This window comes from Prochlorococcus marinus XMU1419 (assembly GCF_017695955.1).
Lineage (GTDB): Bacteria > Cyanobacteriota > Cyanobacteriia > PCC-6307 > Cyanobiaceae > Prochlorococcus_A > Prochlorococcus_A marinus_AD.
On the sequence record NZ_JAAORO010000003.1, the window covers coordinates 209,655 to 229,642 of the forward strand.

The window sequence follows — 19,988 nt, forward strand, 5'->3', positions numbered from 1 at the left end:
TATGTAAATTATTAAATATCTAAATGTAAGCAATATTAATGAGTGAAATACAACCTAAAAATAATAATAATAATACTAAAAAACGGTTAGACCATATTTTATTCAAACCTTCAAAATTAAATTGATTCATGCCCAGGTTCCGTTATTTGATCCAAATGCTGTCAAAATAGTAATGGCGACAAATAGGTAAGGTATAAATTTAAAAGATAATTTTTTTACTTTGACTTTAGTCATAATTTTTTCTTTTACTCTAACATAATATTACTGAATATGAAGCTTTGTTCTCCAAACTAGGTCTTTAATTTGATATTTGCTACATAATTGTATCATATATGTTAAGATATGCATTTAAATTTTATTTATTATCAGCAAATTCAATAAATATAATTATATGTTTTTAAGGAAAAGATTAGCTATTAACAAACGTATCTTGATCACTGTTACTTGACCAAAACAATAGTCAATAAGTTGATTTTTGTTATAATAAAAAAGTTCATTTTTGCAAAAGCCTTGGGAGCGTGGTGGAATTGGTAGACGCACCGCACTCAAAATGCGGCACCTTCGGGTATGTCGGTTCAAGTCCGACCGCTCCCACTTTGATGAATACTTATAGTAGATTTGACATATCTTTCAAAAAAGGAAAAGGTTGTTGGCTATGGGACGAAAAAGGTAAAAAGTATCTTGATGCAGTCGCTGGTATAGCAACTTGTAGTCTTGGACATAGCGATAGGGTTTTAAGAAGAAGGCTATCAACTCAACTAAGAAAGATCCAGCACATTTCTAATCTCTACAACATTGAAGAACAAGAACAATTAAGCAGAACTTTAACGAATATGAGCTGTGCCAAAAGTGTCTTCTTCTGCAACAGTGGTGCGGAGGCAAATGAATCAGCAATTAAATTAATTAAAAAATATGGTAATACAATAAATAAGGGTAAAGAATCATTTATTCTCGCAGCAGAATCCAGCTTTCACGGAAGGACGCTGGCAGCATTGAGTGCTACTGGACAGCCCAAATATCAAAAAGGCTTCGAACCATTGATTCAAGGGTTCAAATTTTTTAAATTTAACAATTTTGATTCAGTAAAAAAATTATTTGAAGAGTGTGAAAATAATAATCAAAAAATTTCAGGTGTTTTAATTGAACCAATACAAGGAGAAGGTGGCGTAATTCCTGGAAGTAAAATATTTTTTAAAAGCTTAAGAGATATATGTGATAAATATAATTCTCTTCTCATTTTAGATGAGGTCCAAAGTGGGGTAGGTCGAACTGGAAAAATGTGGGGTTATGAGAATTTAGAAATTGAACCTGATGGATTCACTCTTGCTAAAGGATTAGGAGGAGGTCATGCAATTGGAGCATTATTAGTAAAAGAAAAAGCCAACATTTTTTCTCCAGGAGATCATGCAAGCACTTTTGGAGGGAACCCATTCGCTTGTAAAGCTGCCTTAACTGTTTTAGAAGAAATAAATAGAAGAAATCTTGTCAATAATGTTTATTTAAGAGGAGAACAATTAAGTACTGGGTTTGAAGAGTTGTCAAAAAAATTTCCAAATATTATTTGCGGGAAAAGAGGTTTAGGTTTAATACAAGGTCTTGTGATCAATGAAGATTATGCTGATGCAAAAAATATTACACTAAAAGCTTTTGATAAAGGATTACTCGTAGTTCCTGCAGGAGGAAACGTTGTAAGGATTGTCCCACCATTAGTTATATCTCGAAGAGAAATTAATATACTTTTGGATAAGCTAAATTCAATTTTTGAAGAGTTATAGCTATTTAAATTTTGAAAAATGCAAATTTAAAAATTTTTGAATTATTATCACCTAAATATGAAAGGGATAATATCAAGTTAGGTTTATCAAGAATCAAAAAAGTACTTCAAGAACTTGGTAATCCTTGCGAAAATGTCCCTGCGATACAAATTATTGGGACCAATGGAAAAGGATCAATCGCGGCATATTTAGAAAGTATACTTTTTGAAGCTAAATTTAATTTTGGTGTAACGACATCTCCTCATCTTTTGGACATATGCGAGAGGATTAGAGTTAATAAAAAAAATATTAACAAAACTGATTTTGAAAAAATCTATATGTTAATAGAAAAAAAGTTTTCAACATTTGAATTAACTCCTTTTGAAAAAATAATTTGCTGCGCACTAAATTTTTTTGAAAATAAAAAAGTTGAATTGCTCATTCTTGAAGCTGGCTTAGGAGGAAGATTAGATGCAACAACTGCCCATAAATCTAGACCGATAATTGCTATTGGGAATATTGGCTTAGACCATAAAGAATTTCTTGGAGATACGATTGAAAAAATTGCCCAAGAAAAATTAGCAGTTATTGAAAAAAACTCAATTGTCATCTCATGCGACCAAAATAGTCAAGTTAAAAATTTAATAACCAAAAAAGTTAAAGAGGTTGGAGCAGAAATTATTTGGAAAGATACAATTTCAAAAAGCTATCAGCTTGGATTAAAAGGAATTTTCCAAAAGCAAAATGCTTCAGTAGCTATTGGAGCAATTGAAGCGCTGAATAATTTGGGATTCAATATTAAAGAAAAACACATATATGAAGGTCTTAAAAAGACCTCTTGGAACGGAAGGCTAGAAATAATAAATTATTTCAACAAAGATATTCTTGTAGATTGTGCGCATAATTATCCTGCTGCAAAAGCACTCTCTAATGAGCGAAGCAATTGGGATAATGAAGATAAAGGAATTTATTGGATTTTAGGTGTCCAAAGACAAAAAGATATTAAAGCAATATTAAAAACACTTCTAAAGAAAAATGATCACTTGTTACTTGTGCCAGTTCCAAACCAACCTAGTTGGCAATTAAACGATCTCTCTCATATAAAAGAAATTGACCACCAAAAAACAATTGAATTTAAAACATTTGAACTTGCCATTGAGTATTTATTTTCTCTTGAAAAATGGCCACCTAATCATCCTGTTCTAACAGGTTCTATTTTTCTAGTTGCTGAATTTATTAAATTTACAAATAAACAGAAATGTTAAATATTAAATTGTTCCTTTACCTCCCAGCCTTCCAATTTTCCTGGATTTAATAGCCCTTTAGGATCAAATTTTAATTTGGCTTTTACTTGATCTGCGTCAACCACTCCTAGGCCTCCGCCTTCGACAGTTAAAACATGGGGATTAAAAATAAACGCCCCAAGTTTCTTACAATCTTCCATGATTTCATTTAATTCATCTATCCCATTCCACCTTAATACAGGCAAAGCGGCTAATCGTGGTGACCCTTGTTGAGAAACTGCCTCTAGATGCCAAAGAACTTTTTTACCCCATTTTTTTCTCAAAAAATTTATCAATTCTAGTTCATTATTAAGTGGCAAAAGCATCTGCAAATAAGTCCAATTTTTATCCCTAGATCTCATATGAAGAGTTGTATGATTCCATACGACTTCAGAAATTCCATTAACGAGTTTTTCTTCTTCCCCAAGTAGGGTAAATTCAACTTTGAATTTTTTACAAATCGACTCGATCGTTTTTGTTCCTCCAAGAGTAGATTGAATTAATATCTTGTGACTTCTAAGATTACTTTTAAACCATTTTGGCATTTGATCTACAATTTCATCTTCAAGAATTGCTCCCAGTTTCAGATCAATTGCAGCGCTTGTAAGAGTTTTTAATATTTCTATTGTTTTTTCAAATTCAAGGCAGTCGATAACTATTGAATACCACTTACGTTTGATATCAGTAGCAAGTAATAAAGAAGTAATTATTCCATTAGTCCCATAAGCATGATTAAGAGGTTCGGATTCTTCAGCATCAAATTTTAATAAATCAGGTTTTTCATTCATAGTCACTGCCTCTAAACCAATAAGATTGCCTGGATCTCTTAAAAATCCCCACCTAATTGACCCAATACCTCCTGATCCGCCTGCAATAAAGCCTCCAATTGTAGCGGTTTTCCAAGTACTAGGAAGCAACCTTAATTCCCTTCCATATTTTTCTAATTGTTTATTCAAATCTCCCATAATACATCCAGACTGTGCTTTCACAAAACCTGTATCTGGATCAAATTCTTCTAACTTATTAAAGTGACTCATCTGCATTACAACTCCTTTAAACAATGGAACAGCTTGTCCATAATTGCCTGTTCCTGAGCCCCGTAAAGTAAGAGGGATAGAAAATTCCCAACAAATTTTTGCTACTTTCTTCACCGCGTTATAATCACTAGGTCTTACCACCAAATCAGCGATACATTCGTCTAATCTTTCAGTAAGGATTGGAGAGTAGTTATAAAAATCTTTTGAAAGTCTTTTTACCTCGGATTGGCTTTCAATAATTTCTAAGTTTTTGACTTCCCTAAATTTGTCTAAAAATTTAAGACTATTTGATGTCATTAATAAGATTTCTTGTGTTTAATATATAAATTAGTCGATTAGCAATATAAATCGCCTTTTATATATACTTTTCTCTTTAAAGTAGTTGAAAAAACATCTGCCCATCTTTGCGCATCTAAAATTACAAAGTCAGCAGGGCAACCTTTTTTAATTAAACCATCCCATTTTAAATTTAATAATCTGCTTGGAGCTAAAAAAATAGAAGATAGAGTCATTCTCTCCCAGGGATTTAGTTGAAGCATAGGTATCGAGCAAGACAACATATAAAAAGGATCAAAATTACCAAATGGGTACCAAGGGTCTTGAACATTATCACTACCCAGAGATACATCCACATGTGATTTTTGTAGTTGCTTTAATGGCGCAACTGGTCTTTTTAATGATGTAGTGTTATTACTTCGATTAAGCAGCCAAAAATTTGTCAGGGGTAAAGCAATAACCTTAATATTATTCTCAGCCATTTTTTCTCCTAAATTTAAAATCTCTCTATGGCTTAGAGAAATAAGACTACTCAAATGACTACAAGTAATAGGAATACTATTAATTTTTAAATTTTCGATTGTTTCTAATAAAACTTTTATTCCTGCTCCTGGCTCAATAATTGACTCATCAATATGCAAATCAATTTCTAATTTATATTTACTCGCGAGAAAAAGCATCTTCGCAAGAAATTTGCTTGTATTTTTTTTGTTGAAAGGGGGTACGATAACGCCTCCTAAAATGCCTCCATTAGAGGAAAATATTTTTGCCAACTCTTCTCCATTAGAAGTATCCCAAAATTCCAATGGAGCTAAAGCAACGAATTGTAAAGTCAACTCAGATGAAAATTTTTTTTGTAATTTAAAAAGTTCATTCCAAATATCAATAGATTGACTTTTGTATATATCAATATGACTTCTAATAGCTCGGTATCCATTTTGTATGGCAAGTTTTAATGATTTCTCAACTCTTTCTAGAACCTTATCTGTAGTTCTTGTTTTATGTTCTTCAAGATTTACTGATAATGCTCCTCCATAATTTGATTCCAGATTAGGAAAGTCTGCCCATGTAAATGATTTATCAAAATGTGAATGCGTTTCAACAAATCTTGGAAATAAAATATTTTTTGGTTTTGTAACTTTATTTTTTGAAGGCATTAGCTCAGAAACAAATCCATCTTCCCAACTTATGGAAACTGAACATAAATCCTCTACATCAATAATGAGGTTATCAAAGTCTTCTATTAAACAAAGGCTTCTGGGAATAAGAACCTCAGCTGTGCCAGAATTACTCAAATTTTTTTAATTTTCTTTTATTTTAAAACATTAGAAAACTTTACTGAATTAGAAAATAATTCAAATTTCGATAAAAGATAAAATAACTATGAAAAATTACCCTCGAGTTGTTAGATTTAGTAATGTGCGGCGGGCGTCGCCAAGTGGTTAAGGCAGCGGCTTGTGGCGCCGCTATTCGGGGGTTCGAATCCCCTCGCTCGCCCTCAAAAAATTGCAGCAAAATTATTAAACTTGTAATTTTGAATTAAAGAATCATAAAAAATTCCTAGCAAAGTGCTAACAAAAACAAAACCAGACGAAAAAAAATTTCAAAAGAATTCAACTACTAGCAGTTATTGGATAACCACATTTGGATGCCAAATGAATAAGGCTGATTCTGAGAGAATGGCTGGGACATTAGAGAAAATGGGATACACCAGAGCAGATAATGAATTAAATGCCGATTTGGTTTTGTACAATACATGCACTATTAGAGATAATGCAGAGCAAAAAGTTTATAGCTTTCTAGGAAGACAAGCAAAAAGAAAGCATAAGACGCCTACCTTAAAACTTATTGTTGCAGGTTGCCTTGCTCAGCAAGAGGGAGAGTCCTTACTAAGAAGGGTCCCAGAACTTGACCTAGTAATGGGGCCTCAACACGTAAATAATCTTGAGAATCTTCTGGGGAAAGTTGATTTAGGAAATCAAGTTGCTGCTACAGAAGAAACCTTCATTTCTGAAGATATAACAAGTGCTAGGAGAGAAAGCTCTATTTGTGGCTGGGTTAATATTATTTATGGATGTAATGAAAGATGTTCATATTGTGTAGTCCCCTCAGTCAGAGGGAAAGAGCAATCGAGATATCCAAATGCGATAAAAAGTGAGATCCAAAAATTGGCTGATGATAATTTTAAAGAAATCACTCTTTTGGGTCAGAACATTGATGCTTATGGTAGAGATCTTCCAGGAACTACAAAAGAGGGGAGAAAAGAAAATACTCTAACTGATCTTTTGTATTATATTCATGATGTTAAAGGAATTCGCAGAATAAGATTCGCTACTAGTCATCCAAGATATTTTTCAAAAAGGTTGATTAAAGCTTGTTATGAACTTGATAAAGTCTGTGAACATTTCCATATCCCCTTCCAAAGTGGAAATGATGAAATTTTAAAGCAAATGTCCAGAGGATACACTATCAAAAAGTATAAAAATATTATCGAAAATATTAGATCCTTAATGCCATATGCATCAATCACAGCTGACGCAATAGTGGCTTTCCCAGGAGAAACTGAACAACAATATCAAGATACATTAAAGCTGATAGCAGAAATTGGCTTCGATCAGGTGAATACAGCAGCATACTCTCCAAGACCAAACACACCTGCAGCAGTTTGGTCGAATCAACTTTCGGAAGAGGTGAAAAAAGCTAGATTGCAGGAAATTAATGATTTGGTCGAGAAAACTGCTAGGAGTAGAAATCAAAGATATGTCAACAATATTGAAAGCGTTTTAATTGAGGGTTTAAATCCAAAAAGTTCCTCACAAATTATGGGTAGAACTAGAACAAATAGATTAACTTTCGTAGAGATTCCCAAAAATATTAACTTTAATTTTTCATTGGGAGATGAGATTAATGTCAGAATTAATCAAGCAAGACCTTTTTCTTTAACAGGCAAACTTTGCTTATAGCCTTAAATGATTGGGGAACAGAAAAAATGTATTGGGTTAATATTTGGTGGGAAATCCAATGAACATGAAGTATCAATATCCTCTGCAAAAACGGTTTTTCAAGCTTTAAATTCAGAAATAAACAAACAACGCTTTGCTGTAAAACCCTTTTACATCAACAAATATGGAGATTGGCTTGATAGTAATAGTTCAGAAAAAATCCTAATTGGTGAAATTGAAAATAATAAAACAAAAAAACAAGAAGTTTTTAATCAAGAAAAAATTAACTTTCTTGAGGGAATTGAATTTCAAAATGTTGACGTTTGGTTTCCTATTCTCCATGGATTTAATGGGGAAGACGGTTCAATTCACGGCTTACTGAAATACACCAAGAAACCTTTAGTCGGATGTGGAATATTAGGCTCCGCTTTAGGAATGGATAAAATTATGATGAAAACAATTTTCTCACATCTAAAAATTCCACAAGTTAATTATCTAGTTTTTCAAAATGAAGATCTCGATGATAAAGAAGTAAAAAATAAAATAATTGATGAGATTTTAAAAAAATTTAATTTTCCTATTTTTGTTAAGCCATCTAACTCTGGATCATCTCTTGGCATCTCAAAAGTCCTAAATGAATCAGAAATATCACAAGCCTTGGAAAAGGCATGGAAAACTGATCCAAGAATTTTAGTAGAGGAAGGTTTAGACGTTAGAGAAATTGAATGCGGAATAATGGGGAATTCAAAACTCTTAGTCTCTGAGATAGGAGAAGTAAAGTACGAAAAAGACTGGTACGATTACGATTGTAAATACAACTCAAATAATAAGATAACAATTCCCGCCGAATTAGATTCTAAAATCACCAAACAAATTAAAGAAATCGCTATTCAAAGTTGTAAAGCATTAAATATTTTTGGTTTTGCAAGGGTAGATTTCTTTTTAGAGAAATCTTCAAATAAAATTTTATTAAACGAAATCAATACAATTCCAGGTTTTACAAAAAAAAGCATGTTTCCAATGCTTTGGAGAGCTTCAGGTTTAAATATTGAACAACTTGTGGCTAAACTAGTAGATATATCTCTAGATTTATAATTCAAATAAAATGTTGCATGGACTTCTTTGGTTGCCATTACTTTTAATCTTCATTTTATTAACTGCTTTAGGTTGGTTAGAAAGGAGAAGGCAAAATCTTTTTAGGAGCTGGGCAAATGGTTCTGAACTTTGTAAGTTAGATAGTTCATGTGCAGCGTCTTTAAAAGATGGAGAATTAAGATGGAGCGCATTTGAAGCTGGCACATTTGAAGAAAAAGATAGTTTTACCATCAAGAAACTAGAGCTTGTAGAATTGATGGCCTTAACCTCAGGAGAAGCTCCTTTAACAAATGAATCTCAAGGAAAGTGCAGGCTTAGACTAGTAGGTAATGGGAAAGAGATGGATGTACCATTTTCAGATGCAGAAAAGGCGAGAGAATGGATGGACCAATTGATGGAAAAAGCTCGATGTGATTTGTGAAAAAACTGGAAAAATTAGTAATAGAAGTTTCATATTTCTATTCGCGTTTCTAATTTCGACAAGCTTAATAAGCCTAAACACTTTAAAAAAGGTTAACGTCCAGGATATTAAAATTTCTGGAAGTAAATTATTCTCTAAGAATGATTTGATAAATAATTCTTCTTTAAAATTTCCAAGTCGGTTAATTTCTATTAAAACAAAGATTTTAGAGATGGAATTAAAACAAAATTTATCACTCAAAAAGGTTTCAGTTAATAGACAAATATTTCCTTTTGGTTTAAAGATTTATTTAGATACAAGAACGCCAATAGCTTACGGTGAAAAAATATTAGATGGTAAAAAGATATTAGGTTTTATCGATAAAGATGGGATTTTTATTAAGAAAGAGAACGTAGAAAAAAAAAATTTGCCTAAATTAAGCATACAAGTTTTTGGATGGAAGGAAAAATTTAGAGATGTATTATCTAAAATCTTAATTGCTCAAGATAATTATGAATTTGAAGTAGTTAAAATTACCTTTTCTTCAAATGGATTTTTAACTATTGAGGAAAAAGATTTAAAAACAATATTCCTTGGATTTAATCGAAAATTAATCGATTATCAATTACAAATAATCAATAATCTAAAAATCGAACTAGAGGAAAATAATTTCTCTAAAAAAATAGATAATATTGACCTTACTGATCCAAACAAACCAAAAATAAAAGTGTTCAAACCCTAATAATTCGAAACAAGTTTTATAAAAGTTTTTTTAATTATTAAAGTATTGATAAGGGTTTTTATTATTAACTCGAATTTTTAATTAGTTAATATTTAAGGATTTTATTCAAGAAAATCCTACATATGAGCTTTAGTGAGTTCATAATGCACCCATTACCAGTATTAGAATTTATTCAAAGATGAGCTTCGGAAACAATCCTAACTTTGATCAATCAAAAGAAATTCTTCCAAGTCAAAATGCCAAAATTGAAGTAATAGGCGTAGGAGGCGGAGGAAGCAATGCTGTAAACAGGATGATTAATAGTGATCTTGAAGGAGTTTCATTCAGAGTCCTTAATACAGATGCACAAGCTTTGCTTCAGTCCTCTGCTAATACAAGAGTCCAGTTAGGTCAAAACTTAACAAGAGGTCTTGGGGCTGGAGGAAATCCAAGCATTGGTCAAAAAGCTGCTGAAGAATCAAGAGATGAGCTTCAACAGTCATTAGAAGGGTCTGACTTGGTTTTTATAGCCGCTGGAATGGGTGGTGGTACTGGTACTGGAGCAGCTCCAGTTGTAGCTGAAGTAGCAAAGCAAAGCGGTGCATTAACAATTGGCATAGTTACTAAACCATTTTCTTTCGAAGGGAAAAGAAGAATGCGTCAAGCAGAAGAAGGAATTGCAAGATTAGCAGAAAATGTTGACACATTAATTGTTATACCAAATGATCGTTTAAAGGAAGTTTCTGCAGGTGCCTCTATTCAAGAAGCGTTCAGAAATGCTGATGATGTTTTAAGGATGGGAGTAAAAGGCATAAGCGAAGTAATTACCCGCCCAGGTGAGGTTAATCTTGATTTTGCAGATGTAAGATCAGTAATGACTGAAGCAGGAACAGCGCTTCTTGGTATGGGTATTGGATCTGGTCGATCTAGAGCCATAGAGGCTGCTCAAGCTGCTATCAATAGTCCATTATTAGAAGCGGGAAGAATTGATGGAGCGAAAGGTTGTTTAGTTAATATTACTGGGGGAAGAGATTTGACTCTTGACGATGTAAATTCGGTGGGAGAAGTAATTAGTGATGTTGTAGATCAGGATGCAAATATAATCGTTGGTCAAGCTGTTGACGAATCAATGGAAGGTGAGATACAGGTAACTGTAATTGCCACTGGTTTCGAAACAAATCAACCACTTAAACAGCAAAGATTAAAAAATAGATTATCTAATACTCCTTTATATAATTTTTCTGAAACCAAGGATAGCGGCGCAAATATACCTGAGTTTTTGAAATTAAGGCAAAATAAAAAAGATATTGATTAATCGGTAAAGTAAAGTGACTCGGTTATCTCGCCTGCCTCAAGCATCCCTTGTGGCTGCTACCTTCCGGTCCTGACCAGGTTTAGGCGTTAAAACCGCGAAAGGCCGAGTCGTGACTATAATAGCAATTCTTGATTAAAAAAGATACATAAATCTCTTATGTTACCTTCAGAACTCGTCAAATATAAAGAAAAATCTCAAAAGATTATTGCTTTAACGGCATGGGACTCAATATCAGGATCTATTGCAGAACAAGCTAATGTTGATTTAGTTTTAGTGGGAGATTCCTTAGCAATGGTTTGTTTAGGGCACAAATCCACATTGCCCTTAACTATTGAAAACATTATTTATCACACTAATGCTGTAACTAGAGGGTTTAAAAAGAAAATTGAAGATCAACCTTTGGTCGTTTCCGATATGCCTTTTCTGACTTACCAATGTGGAGAGGATAAAGCTGTGGAGTATGCAGGGAAAATCATTCAAAGTACTTATGCAAAAGCTATAAAAGTTGAGGGAGCTGAACCAGAAATACAAAAAGTCATTTCAAGGCTAATAAGAATGGGGATCCCTGTTATGGGTCATATAGGTCTTACACCACAAAGCTTTTTAAATCAAGGATTAAAGAAACAAGGAGAAAGTTTAGAAAGCAAAGAAAAAATAAAGAAAGAGGCTTCTATTCTCCAAGAAATAGGATGTTTTTCAATAGTTCTTGAACATATTCCTGAGTTGCTTGCTAAAGAAATACAAAATAACTTAACAATTCCCACGATAGGCATAGGTGCAGGAAATTTTTGCGATGGGCAAGTAAGAGTTACTGCAGATTTGTTAGGACTTAATGATGATCAACCACCATTCTGCAAACCTATTGTTAACGGGAAAAAATTATTCAATGATAAATTAAAAGAATGGGTGGCAGCTCAAAGACTTAATTAATCTCATCCCACCACTTAAACATGGAAATAAGAATTTGATTGCTTAGCTCCATTCCTTTTGGATCACTTAAATAGAATCTATTGCCCTTTCTAACTAATAATCCACTTTCAATAAATACTTCCCATTCTTTAAGTAATTTCTTTAAGTTACTTTCTAATTTTTTGATTTCCCATTTTTGTTCTTTAAAAAATTTATAGATATCTATACCCTCTTTAAGTCTCAGACCCAACATTATTTTTTCATCAAGTTCTTTATAGACAAACTCCTTATTAGTTAGGGATGAATTTAAATTAAGTTCATATTGTCTTATTACCCATTCCTTATACTCTTTGCTAACTCTTGGCCTAGTTAACTTTTCCCCCCAAGGCGAACTAGTTGAACCTTGACCAAAACTCCACCAGCCTAAACCACTCCAATAAACTCTGTTATGTCTCGATTGATGTCCCGGAAGGCAATAGTTTGAGATTTCATATCTTGAATAACCTGAGTTTTTTAAAATTAAATTAGTTGATTCACTGTTTCTAAAAGCTTCTTCATCACTTGGGAGTTTTAATTGTCCTAAACTAACTAATTTTTTAAAAACAGTGCCATTTTCAATATTTAAATCGTAAATAGATAGATGAGGTGGTGAAAATGTTATTGCTTTTTTTAAGTCATCTTGCCATTCTTTAAATCCACTAAGTGGCAAGTTCTGAATTAAATCTAAACTCCAGCTTTTTATTAACCCAGAATCAAATTCTCTCTTCAACCATAAACAAGATTTTTCTGCATCTTCTTTAGAATGACGCCTTCCCGACTGTTGAAGTATCTGATTATTAAAACTTTGTACTCCTAGACTAAATCTATTAATCCCAGCATTTATGAATCCAAAAAGATCATCTTGAGTAAAACTTGCTGGATCAACCTCCATAGTGATTTCAGCACCATAGTCAATTCCATAATTTTCCCTAAAAAGATCAATTATTTCTTTGATTTGGGTTGGATCTAAAACTGATGGTGTGCCACCTCCTACATAAATAGTCGATAGAGGTGATTTATGCTTAATTGACAATATTTCCTTATATAAAAATTGCAAATATTCTTGAACAGTTTTGCTTCCATAACCTTTTAAAGTTTCAACTTTGTTTCCTAATGGAATAACTGCAAAATCACAATAAAAACACCTTCTGTGGCAAAAAGGAATGTGCACATAAGCACTTCTTGGAAACTTATTCATAATATAGATTCATTTTTAAGCTTCAAAAACGTATTTAGGATCTAAAAAAATAAGATCCTTATTTACTCAATTAATAAATCCTAGTAGATTATAGATATGACAGATATCATAGTATTAATTTTATTTGTATTGTCTGGGGCTGCTTCAGGATGGCTTGGTGTTGATTTATTGCCAGTAGACATACTCAAACAGGTATCTAATGTTGAAGGTTTTAGAATTGTTTTAGCAATAATTGGTTTTTTTGTAGGATTAGCAGCTGGTTTTGTATTTCTTCAACTTAGAAAGACGTTTCTTGATCAAATAAGAACGATGCCTACGGACTTACTAATAAGTAGATCCGTTGGATTAATATTAGGATTACTTGTTGCGAATCTCCTACTTGCACCAATACTATTAATTCCCTTCCCTAGAGAGGTTTTTTTCGCAAAACCCTTAGCAGCTATATTAAGCAACATTTTCTTTGGTGTGCTTGGTTATAAGTTGGCAGATACCCATGGAAGGACATTATTGAGATTATTTAATCCAAATAATACTGATGCATATCTAGTTAATGAAGGTATCCTCCCTGCTGCAAGTCCAAAAATTCTAGATACCAGTGTAATTATTGATGGAAGAATAAATGGCCTATTAAGTTGCGGATTATTGGAAGGGCAATTAATTGTTGCTCAAAGTGTAATTGACGAATTACAAACTTTAGCTGACTCAAGCAGTAATGAAAAAAGGTCGAAAGGCAGAAGAGGTCTTAAGTTATTAAAAGAATTAAGAGAGTCATATGGAAGAAGACTTGTAATAAACCCAACAAAGTATGAAGGTAAAGGGGTAGATGAAAAACTCTTGAAGATTACTGAGGATATGACAGGAACTTTAATAACAGCTGATTATAATCTTTCTCAGATTGCTGAAGTTAAAGAATTAAAAGTTATGAATTTGAGTGATTTGGTTATTGCTTTAAGGCCAGAAGTACAACCAGGAGAATCACTTAATATAAAAATTGTCAGAGAAGGCAAAGAAAAAATGCAAGGTATTGGATATCTGGATGACGGAACAATGGTTGTTATTGATGAGGCAAAGAATTTTGTAGGAAGCAGATTAGATATTGTCATAACAGGAGCATTACAAACTCCCACTGGAAGAATGGTCTTTGGAAAACTAATAAATAATCCTGAGTCAAACAAATCTTTTAAATCACCAGCGACACAGGGCTAAATCTAGCTAGAATCAGTTCAATCTTAATTTTGTGATACATATGACTGTATCTGCTCCTTATTATGGCGAAAACACCGTTATGAGGACCCCGCCACCTGATCTTCCCTCTCTTTTACTTAAAGAGCGAATTGTTTATCTTGGTTTACCATTATTTTCAGATGATGATGCGAAAAGACAACTAGGAATGGATGTTACTGAGCTAATCATTGCTCAACTTCTTTATCTAGAGTTTGAGGATCCAGAAAAACCAATCTATTTCTACATCAATTCAACAGGAACAAGTTGGTACACTGGTGACGCCGTTGGTTTTGAAACAGAAGCTTTCGCTATCTGCGACACAATAAGCTATATCAAGCCTCCAGTACACACAATATGTATCGGACAAGCAATGGGGACTGCTGCAGTTATCCTTTCATCTGGCACTAAGGGACAAAGGGCGGCCCTTCCACATGCTTCTATTGTTTTACATCAACCTATAAGTGGTGCAAGAGGCCAAGCAACTGATATCCAAATAAGAGCTGAGGAAGTTTTGAAAAATAAAAAATCAATGCTGGAGATTCTATCTCGTAATACTGGAAAGACTATCGAAGAACTCTCAAAAGACTCTGATAGGATGAGTTATCTCAATCCCGAAGAAGCTCTAGATTATGGAGTTATCGATAGAATACTCACAAGTCAAAAAGATCTACCAAATAAAATTTAACTCTCACAAACAATTACTTTAAAATTATGCCAATAGGAACTCCAAGCGTGCCTTACAGACTTCCAGGAAGTCAATACGAAAGGTGGGTTGACATATATACAAGACTAGGTGTTGAAAGAATTCTTTTTCTTGGTCAGGAAGTCAATGATGGTATTGCTAATAGCCTTGTTGCACAAATGCTTTATCTAGATTCTGATGATAATTCCAAACCTATCTATCTATATATAAATAGTCCAGGCGGATCAGTGACCGCTGGCTTGGCTATATATGACACTATCAAATACGTAAAAAGTGATGTAGTAACAATCTGCGTAGGCCTCGCAGCCTCAATGGGAGCGTTCCTATTAGCTGCTGGCACAAAAGGTAAAAGAGTTGCTTTGCCTCATAGCAGAATAATGATTCATCAACCTCTAGGAGGAACTTCTCAACGTCAAGCAAGTGATATTGAAATAGAAGCTAAGGAGATTTTAAGAATTAAAGATATGTTAAATATGTCTATGGCAGATATGACAGGCCAATCATTTGAGAAAATTGAAAAGGATACTGATAGAGATTATTTTCTAAGTGCGGAAGAAGCAAAAAACTATGGATTGATCGATAGAGTAATCACACATCCAAGCGAAGCAAATCAGTCTTAAATTTTCTAAATAAATATTTTAATTTTAATTTTTAAATTAATAATTTTTTGGTTTATTTACACCTTTAATGTCTAAAATATTAATTATCAAATGCAAAGAAGCTACAACTAATGACCCAACTCTTTTACGACAAAGATGCAGATCTAAGTCTTTTAAATAATAAAACAATAGCGATTATTGGATATGGTTCACAAGGTCATGCACATGCCCTAAACCTTAAAGATAGCGGTATGGATGTAATTGTTGGATTATATAAAGGAAGTAAGTCTGAAAGCAAAGCTATTAGCGATGGTCTACAAGTATTTAACGTTTCTAAAGCTTGCGAAAAAGCAGACTGGATTATGATTCTCCTCCCAGATGAGTTTCAGAAAAATGTTTACCTTAATGAAATAGAACCAAATTTAAAAGAAGGAAAGATATTAAGTTTTGCTCATGGCTTCAATATAAGATTCGGACTTATCAAACCTCCTAGTTTTGTGGATGTTGTAATGATTGCTCCAAAAGGACCTGGACACACTGTTCGTTGGGAATATCAGAATGGACAAGGAGTTCCAGCATTATTTGCAGTAGAACAGGATTCTTCCGGAAATGCAAGATCATTGGCGATGGCTTACGCTAAAGGGATTGGCGGAACGAGAGCTGGGATTCTTGAAACAAACTTCAAAGAAGAAACAGAAACCGATTTATTTGGAGAACAAGCGGTTTTGTGCGGAGGATTATCAGAACTTGTCAAATCAGGCTTCGAAACTCTTGTAGAGGCAGGCTATCAGCCCGAACTTGCTTACTTCGAATGCTTACATGAAGTTAAACTTATAGTTGACTTAATGGTCAAGGGAGGCCTATCTCAAATGAGAGATTCCATTTCAAATACTGCAGAATATGGAGATTATGTAAGTGGTAAAAGACTCATCAATAGTGATACAAAGAAAGAAATGCAGAAAATTCTGAAGGATATTCAAGATGGAACTTTCGCTAAGAATTTTGTTGAAGAATGCGATAAAAACAAACCCTTAATGACAAAATTAAGAGAAGAGAACTCAAAACATGAAATTGAGAAAGTGGGTAAAGGTCTGCGCTCGATGTTCAGTTGGCTGAAATAAATTTATTTTTACTATTTCTTGGATCGATTGGTTTTGATTTATTGATCGGTGATCCAAGATTCTTAATACACCCTGTTCAAGTAATTGGCTTTTACATAAAAAAAATATCTGATTACCTGATAAATAATTTTGGAGAAAATAAAAAAATATTGTTTTGGGGTGGTTTCTCCGTAGCTATATCCACTATTGGAATGAGTTTTGGTTTAGGAAAATTGATAGAACTAAGTTATTTGCAATCAAGAAATCATTTTTTTGTTGGATTGTTAATTTTTTTTGGGCTTTCAAGTTGTATCGCTACAAAGGGACTTATTTCAAGTGTGAAAGAGATTGCGGAGCTAATAGAACGCAAGGAAATTAATATCCAAAATAAGAAAATAATCAAAGATAAGGTACAAAGAATAGTGAGTAGGGATGTAAGTTCATCTTCTATAAAACATCTCTTGAGATCAAGTACAGAGAGCCTTACCGAAAATTCTGTTGATGGAATATTTGGGCCATTATTTTGGATTTTTATTGGAATTATTTCTATGAAGTTTTCAATTTTTCTACCAGGACCTTTGTCACTTGGTTTTTCTTATAAAGCCATAAGCACTTTAGATTCAATGATAGGTTACAAATATGATTATTTTAGATATTTGGGTTATTTCAGTGCAAAAATCGAAGATATTTTTACGTTTTTTCCTTCAAGATTAGTTTTAATCACGTTACCTTTAGTTAGCTCCAAAGTTAATGAGTATGGATCAATCATAAAAAAAAGTTATCTTGATGGTAAAAAATATGATTCGCCTAATTCTGGGATTTCAGAAGCTATATTTGCCTATATTTCCGGAATTAAATTGGGAGGTAAAAGTAAATATAAAAATGAAATTATTGAAAAGCCATTAATTAATAAGACTGGAGATAATTGCACTGAAGAAAAAATCAAATTAATTTGTCAATTAATTTTGAGATTACAATTTTTATGGATAATAATTTTTTCCTTAATTTTTTTTATAATCTCGAGTTTAATTTAATAATAAATTAATTTAAAAATTATTAGAATAAATCTAAAAATCAATGCAAGAAAAAGTCTCTCCAATGGAAAACCAAAATGATGGATCTACTAATACATCTTCAAGTGATAATGAATACTCAAAATGGGTAGACAATCAGGGGGACGAAGTAAAGAATGTTTTTGGATTCAATAGCAGCGCCGAGCTTGTGAATGGTAGAGCAGCTATGATTGGATTCTTAATGCTTATATTAACCGAGTTGGTTTTTAGCGGCAGGCCTGTGACTTCTTCAATTTTTGGTATTAATTAAAAATGGAAGAAAAAAAACCTAATCCAATAAAAGCAATCCTATACATATCTGTATGGGTAATAATTTGGGGAACATTAGGCTCTTTCATTGATTATCCTCTGTATAAAAATAAAATTTACTTAGAAGGAAGTATATATCAGTATCTTACTTTCACAATTACAGCGATAATATCAATAATAAGTGCAAAGTTTTTTTATAAAAAATTTGAATTATAAAAATTTGTACCTAAATTTCTTAATAATTTTTGCTTGCTCTTTTTTGTCATTTGATTCGTATAGTATCCACTGATGTGTCTCAGTATCATGATCACAACCATAATTTCCAGATATGTTATCGTAACTTGAAAGATATGAATGACAATTTTGGTCTGCCTCAAAAGCAGAGTCATAACCTGTGAGAAAGTATATTAAAAAGAGAAGTATTACTAACAAAAAAAATACTTGGAAAACTAAATTTACTACCTTCATAAGATATTCTAAAATTTTAATATATCATTTAAAAAATTTTTTCGATCTAAAAATATTTAACGACCAACATTAAAAACAAAGTCATGAAATTCTTGATTCTTTAAGTAAAGGATGACTAGCAATATTAAAATCAAATTTAAGCCTAATACTATTGATCCAAAAATATTTATTTGTTTTTTACCTGGCAAAGTATAAGTAAATTTCTTGCCTTTAAGAAAAGCTGCTAAGCCTTTTTTTTCTTTTTTTGATTCTTTTATTTCAGCATCATTTTTTACTTCATTATCAGAGAAACCTTTTACCATTAATACTTAAAATCCAAATTTATAATATTCCAAAAAAATAAAATTTTTTAATAATTAACAATTTTTAATCACATATGGGATCGTAAATGAAATTCTTTCATTTGAGAAATTTTTTAAAAAATAAGCTTCTATAATTGCTGACTGCATCCCCAATAAACTTGATTGACATTTGAATCTATTTTGGTCAAATACAAGTAATTGCAGTTTTTCTATTTCAAATATTAACTCTTTACAAACTTGGGCTTGATAATCTCTAATACAATAACTTGCTTCCTTAAAAATCTTGGACTTTGTTGGAATTGTTTCTGCCATAACAAAACCAGATAAGAACAAAAAATTTAGGGAAAGAATAGTTAAACATTTCATCACATATAAAGACTTCAAAATTTGGGATACTTGGTTAAGAGTTTTGAAAATTCAACTAATATAATTCTATTGAGATTTTAAAAAAAAAGATGCCCTAAAAGAGCACCTTTGCATTTAAGGAAGAAATAGACTAAAAAGATTAACCTTGAACTCTATCCTTAAAAAGTTTACCTGCTGAGAATGTTGGAACTCTTTTAGCAGGAATTGCTATTTTTTCGCCTGTCTTAGGGTTTAATCCCTGTCTTGCAGAACGATCTCTTGGCTCGAAAGAACCAAATCCTAGTATGGAGACTTTTTTGCCTTCCACTACTGAATCAACAATAGTTTCAATAGCTGCATCAACAACTAAAGAAACATCCGTTTTTGTGAGCTCTGTACGAGCAGCAACAAGATTTACTAAATCAGCTTTGTTCATTGAATTGTTTGTAAAGCAGAGATTCAAAAGACATGAGTTTTAATCAAGTCAAAAAAACCTCGAACTTGCACATCATATGGAGCAAATACGAATACGGCAACCGAAAATGCCGGCGGCGCAAAGCTTTATACAAATTTTAGGGACATTTTTATCGCAATTATTTATTTTTTTGCCGCAAATTTTTCTTATTTTTAAAAAAACTTCTTTAACCAGCAAACACCTAAACCCATTGGCAGCACTGGACTTATCCTTAAGTAACCTAACTTCATTCATCAAAGGGAATAATTTCAAAGGGCAATTAAATTAAGAATTTGCTCTTTATATTATGTTTTATTAATTTTCAGATATATTTCCTTCTCATCACATGAAACAGCATAATTTGTATTTTGAAATCAAGAAAAATCTAGTTAAATCAATATTAAACTTTCTCTCTAAATCGTTTTATGGACTGAGCAAAAGGATGGATGATTTGTAATTATTTAGAAAATTAATACTCTAAAAGTCCCTATCAAGTTGATTA

At 32.5% G+C, this 19,988-nt stretch carries 22 protein-coding genes, 2 tRNA genes and 1 other RNA gene; 17 read left to right on the forward strand and 8 right to left on the reverse strand.

Features of this window, described 5'->3' with window-relative positions:
• Positions 1–512: 512 nt before the first annotated feature.
• From HA151_RS07180 to HA151_RS07190, 3 genes are all read left to right on the forward strand, one after another.
• Positions 513–594 (forward strand) — tRNA-Leu (locus HA151_RS07180).
• A gap of 5 nt (positions 595–599) precedes the next feature.
• Positions 600–1,775 carry an aspartate aminotransferase family protein gene (locus tag HA151_RS07185; RefSeq protein WP_209106798.1) on the forward strand — a complete coding sequence of 392 codons (1,176 nt, stop codon included), beginning with the start codon at positions 600–602 and terminating at the stop codon, positions 1,773–1,775.
• A gap of 11 nt (positions 1,776–1,786) precedes the next feature.
• Entirely contained in the window at positions 1,787–3,019 is a 1,233-nt protein-coding gene (locus HA151_RS07190; protein ID WP_209106799.1) for a bifunctional folylpolyglutamate synthase/dihydrofolate synthase, read from the forward strand.
• Here HA151_RS07190 and HA151_RS07195 read toward each other — a convergent pair.
• On the reverse strand, positions 3,016–4,371 hold the full coding sequence (locus tag HA151_RS07195; RefSeq protein ID WP_209106800.1) for an FAD-binding oxidoreductase: 1,356 nt from the start codon (positions 4,369–4,371) through the stop codon (positions 3,016–3,018). The genes HA151_RS07190 and HA151_RS07195 overlap by 4 nt on opposite strands.
• A 38-nt stretch (positions 4,372–4,409) precedes the next feature.
• Entirely contained in the window at positions 4,410–5,645 is a 1,236-nt protein-coding gene (locus HA151_RS07200; RefSeq protein WP_209106801.1) for an amidohydrolase family protein, read from the reverse strand.
• A gap of 129 nt (positions 5,646–5,774) precedes the next feature.
• On the opposite strand from HA151_RS07200, the gene HA151_RS07205 reads away from it, so the two are divergent.
• The 6 genes from HA151_RS07205 (at position 5,775) to ftsZ (ending at position 10,823) form a co-directional block, all read left to right on the forward strand.
• A tRNA-His gene (locus tag HA151_RS07205) sits at positions 5,775–5,847 on the forward strand.
• Positions 5,848–5,918: 71 nt separating this feature from the next.
• Entirely contained in the window at positions 5,919–7,313 is a 1,395-nt protein-coding gene (miaB, locus tag HA151_RS07210) for a tRNA (N6-isopentenyl adenosine(37)-C2)-methylthiotransferase MiaB (RefSeq protein ID WP_209106802.1), read from the forward strand.
• A gap of 6 nt (positions 7,314–7,319) precedes the next feature.
• Positions 7,320–8,387, forward strand: a complete 1,068-nt coding sequence (locus HA151_RS07215; protein WP_209106803.1) for a D-alanine--D-alanine ligase family protein — start codon at positions 7,320–7,322, stop codon at positions 8,385–8,387.
• Between the two features lie 10 nt (positions 8,388–8,397).
• Positions 8,398–8,808 (forward strand): hypothetical protein, encoded by a 411-nt coding sequence (locus HA151_RS07220; RefSeq protein WP_209106804.1) that lies wholly within the window; start codon positions 8,398–8,400, stop codon positions 8,806–8,808.
• Positions 8,798–9,529: a cell division protein FtsQ/DivIB gene (locus tag HA151_RS07225; protein ID WP_348535624.1), complete on the forward strand. Its 732-nt coding sequence runs from the start codon at positions 8,798–8,800 to the stop codon at positions 9,527–9,529. The genes HA151_RS07220 and HA151_RS07225 overlap by 11 nt, the downstream gene beginning before the upstream one ends.
• Before the next feature lie 178 nt (positions 9,530–9,707).
• On the forward strand, positions 9,708–10,823 hold the full coding sequence (gene ftsZ / locus HA151_RS07230; RefSeq protein ID WP_209106805.1) for a cell division protein FtsZ: 1,116 nt from the start codon (positions 9,708–9,710) through the stop codon (positions 10,821–10,823).
• 12 nt (positions 10,824–10,835) lie between these two features.
• On the opposite strand, the gene ffs is transcribed toward ftsZ, so the two are convergent.
• An RNA gene (ffs, locus tag HA151_RS07235) (signal recognition particle sRNA small type) lies at positions 10,836–10,932 on the reverse strand.
• A gap of 47 nt (positions 10,933–10,979) precedes the next feature.
• Between ffs and panB the strand changes: the two genes are divergently transcribed.
• Positions 10,980–11,753, forward strand: coding sequence for a 3-methyl-2-oxobutanoate hydroxymethyltransferase (gene panB, locus HA151_RS07240; RefSeq protein ID WP_209106806.1), 774 nt, complete (start codon positions 10,980–10,982; stop codon positions 11,751–11,753).
• Here the strand turns inward: panB and hemW are convergent.
• On the reverse strand, positions 11,746–12,969 hold the full coding sequence (hemW, locus tag HA151_RS07245; protein WP_209106807.1) for a radical SAM family heme chaperone HemW: 1,224 nt from the start codon (positions 12,967–12,969) through the stop codon (positions 11,746–11,748). The genes panB and hemW overlap by 8 nt on opposite strands.
• A 96-nt stretch (positions 12,970–13,065) precedes the next feature.
• Here hemW and HA151_RS07250 point away from each other — a divergent pair, with 96 nt between their 5' ends.
• From HA151_RS07250 to HA151_RS07280, 7 genes are all read left to right on the forward strand, one after another.
• Positions 13,066–14,175 carry a PIN/TRAM domain-containing protein gene (locus HA151_RS07250; RefSeq protein WP_209106808.1) on the forward strand — a complete coding sequence of 370 codons (1,110 nt, stop codon included), beginning with the start codon at positions 13,066–13,068 and terminating at the stop codon, positions 14,173–14,175.
• Positions 14,176–14,215: 40 nt separating this feature from the next.
• Complete coding sequence (locus HA151_RS07255; protein ID WP_209106809.1) at positions 14,216–14,878, forward strand: ATP-dependent Clp protease proteolytic subunit; 663 nt, start codon at positions 14,216–14,218, stop codon at positions 14,876–14,878.
• Between the two features lie 26 nt (positions 14,879–14,904).
• On the forward strand, positions 14,905–15,516 hold the full coding sequence (locus HA151_RS07260) for an ATP-dependent Clp protease proteolytic subunit (RefSeq protein WP_002807795.1): 612 nt from the start codon (positions 14,905–14,907) through the stop codon (positions 15,514–15,516).
• 110 nt (positions 15,517–15,626) lie between these two features.
• Entirely contained in the window at positions 15,627–16,616 is a 990-nt protein-coding gene (gene ilvC / locus HA151_RS07265) for a ketol-acid reductoisomerase (protein ID WP_209106810.1), read from the forward strand.
• Positions 16,604–17,629, forward strand: a complete 1,026-nt coding sequence (gene cbiB / locus HA151_RS07270) for an adenosylcobinamide-phosphate synthase CbiB (RefSeq protein WP_209106811.1) — start codon at positions 16,604–16,606, stop codon at positions 17,627–17,629. Before ilvC ends, cbiB begins: the two co-directional genes overlap by 13 nt.
• 43 nt (positions 17,630–17,672) lie before the next feature.
• Positions 17,673–17,918, forward strand: a complete 246-nt coding sequence (locus HA151_RS07275; RefSeq protein WP_209106812.1) for a chlorophyll a/b-binding protein — start codon at positions 17,673–17,675, stop codon at positions 17,916–17,918.
• Positions 17,919–17,920: 2 nt separating this feature from the next.
• Positions 17,921–18,133 carry a hypothetical protein gene (locus HA151_RS07280; RefSeq protein ID WP_209106813.1) on the forward strand — a complete coding sequence of 71 codons (213 nt, stop codon included), beginning with the start codon at positions 17,921–17,923 and terminating at the stop codon, positions 18,131–18,133.
• Here the strand turns inward: HA151_RS07280 and HA151_RS07285 are convergent.
• From HA151_RS07285 to HA151_RS07300, 4 genes are all read right to left on the reverse strand, one after another.
• The gene (locus HA151_RS07285) at positions 18,128–18,385 is read right to left on the reverse strand and encodes a hypothetical protein (RefSeq protein ID WP_209106814.1); all 258 of its coding nucleotides are present in this window, start codon (positions 18,383–18,385) and stop codon (positions 18,128–18,130) included. The two genes, HA151_RS07280 and HA151_RS07285, sit on opposite strands and share 6 nt — an antisense overlap.
• Positions 18,386–18,441: 56 nt before the next feature.
• Entirely contained in the window at positions 18,442–18,687 is a 246-nt protein-coding gene (locus tag HA151_RS07290; protein ID WP_209106815.1) for a hypothetical protein, read from the reverse strand.
• A 54-nt stretch (positions 18,688–18,741) separates the two neighbouring features.
• Positions 18,742–18,999, reverse strand: a complete 258-nt coding sequence (locus HA151_RS07295) for a hypothetical protein (protein WP_245151629.1) — start codon at positions 18,997–18,999, stop codon at positions 18,742–18,744.
• A 193-nt stretch (positions 19,000–19,192) separates the two neighbouring features.
• A complete protein-coding gene (locus HA151_RS07300; protein WP_011132955.1) occupies positions 19,193–19,468 on the reverse strand; it encodes an HU family DNA-binding protein in 276 nt (91 codons plus the stop codon).
• Between the last annotated feature and the right edge of the window lie 520 nt (positions 19,469–19,988).

Bases quoted from the DNA above. Each gene is read 5' to 3' on its own strand.
- HA151_RS07295 (WP_245151629.1), bottom strand. From the start codon at position 18,999: ATGGCAGAAACAATTCCAACAAAGTCCAAGATTTTTAAGGAAGCAAGT.
- HA151_RS07185 (WP_209106798.1), top strand. From the start codon at position 600: ATGAATACTTATAGTAGATTTGACATATCTTTCAAAAAAGGAAAAGGT.
- HA151_RS07255 (WP_209106809.1), top strand. From the start codon at position 14,216: ATGACTGTATCTGCTCCTTATTATGGCGAAAACACCGTTATGAGGACC.
- HA151_RS07260 (WP_002807795.1), top strand. From the start codon at position 14,905: ATGCCAATAGGAACTCCAAGCGTGCCTTACAGACTTCCAGGAAGTCAA.
- hemW (WP_209106807.1), bottom strand. From the start codon at position 12,969: ATGAATAAGTTTCCAAGAAGTGCTTATGTGCACATTCCTTTTTGCCAC.
- ilvC (WP_209106810.1), top strand. From the start codon at position 15,627: ATGACCCAACTCTTTTACGACAAAGATGCAGATCTAAGTCTTTTAAAT.
- HA151_RS07195 (WP_209106800.1), bottom strand. From the start codon at position 4,371: ATGACATCAAATAGTCTTAAATTTTTAGACAAATTTAGGGAAGTCAAA.
- HA151_RS07280 (WP_209106813.1), top strand. From the start codon at position 17,921: ATGGAAGAAAAAAAACCTAATCCAATAAAAGCAATCCTATACATATCT.
- HA151_RS07250 (WP_209106808.1), top strand. From the start codon at position 13,066: ATGACAGATATCATAGTATTAATTTTATTTGTATTGTCTGGGGCTGCT.
- HA151_RS07220 (WP_209106804.1), top strand. From the start codon at position 8,398: ATGTTGCATGGACTTCTTTGGTTGCCATTACTTTTAATCTTCATTTTA.
- HA151_RS07300 (WP_011132955.1), bottom strand. From the start codon at position 19,468: ATGAACAAAGCTGATTTAGTAAATCTTGTTGCTGCTCGTACAGAGCTC.
- HA151_RS07290 (WP_209106815.1), bottom strand. From the start codon at position 18,687: ATGGTAAAAGGTTTCTCTGATAATGAAGTAAAAAATGATGCTGAAATA.
- HA151_RS07215 (WP_209106803.1), top strand. From the start codon at position 7,320: ATGATTGGGGAACAGAAAAAATGTATTGGGTTAATATTTGGTGGGAAA.
- panB (WP_209106806.1), top strand. From the start codon at position 10,980: ATGTTACCTTCAGAACTCGTCAAATATAAAGAAAAATCTCAAAAGATT.
- HA151_RS07285 (WP_209106814.1), bottom strand. From the start codon at position 18,385: ATGAAGGTAGTAAATTTAGTTTTCCAAGTATTTTTTTTGTTAGTAATA.
- HA151_RS07275 (WP_209106812.1), top strand. From the start codon at position 17,673: ATGCAAGAAAAAGTCTCTCCAATGGAAAACCAAAATGATGGATCTACT.
- ftsZ (WP_209106805.1), top strand. From the start codon at position 9,708: ATGAGCTTCGGAAACAATCCTAACTTTGATCAATCAAAAGAAATTCTT.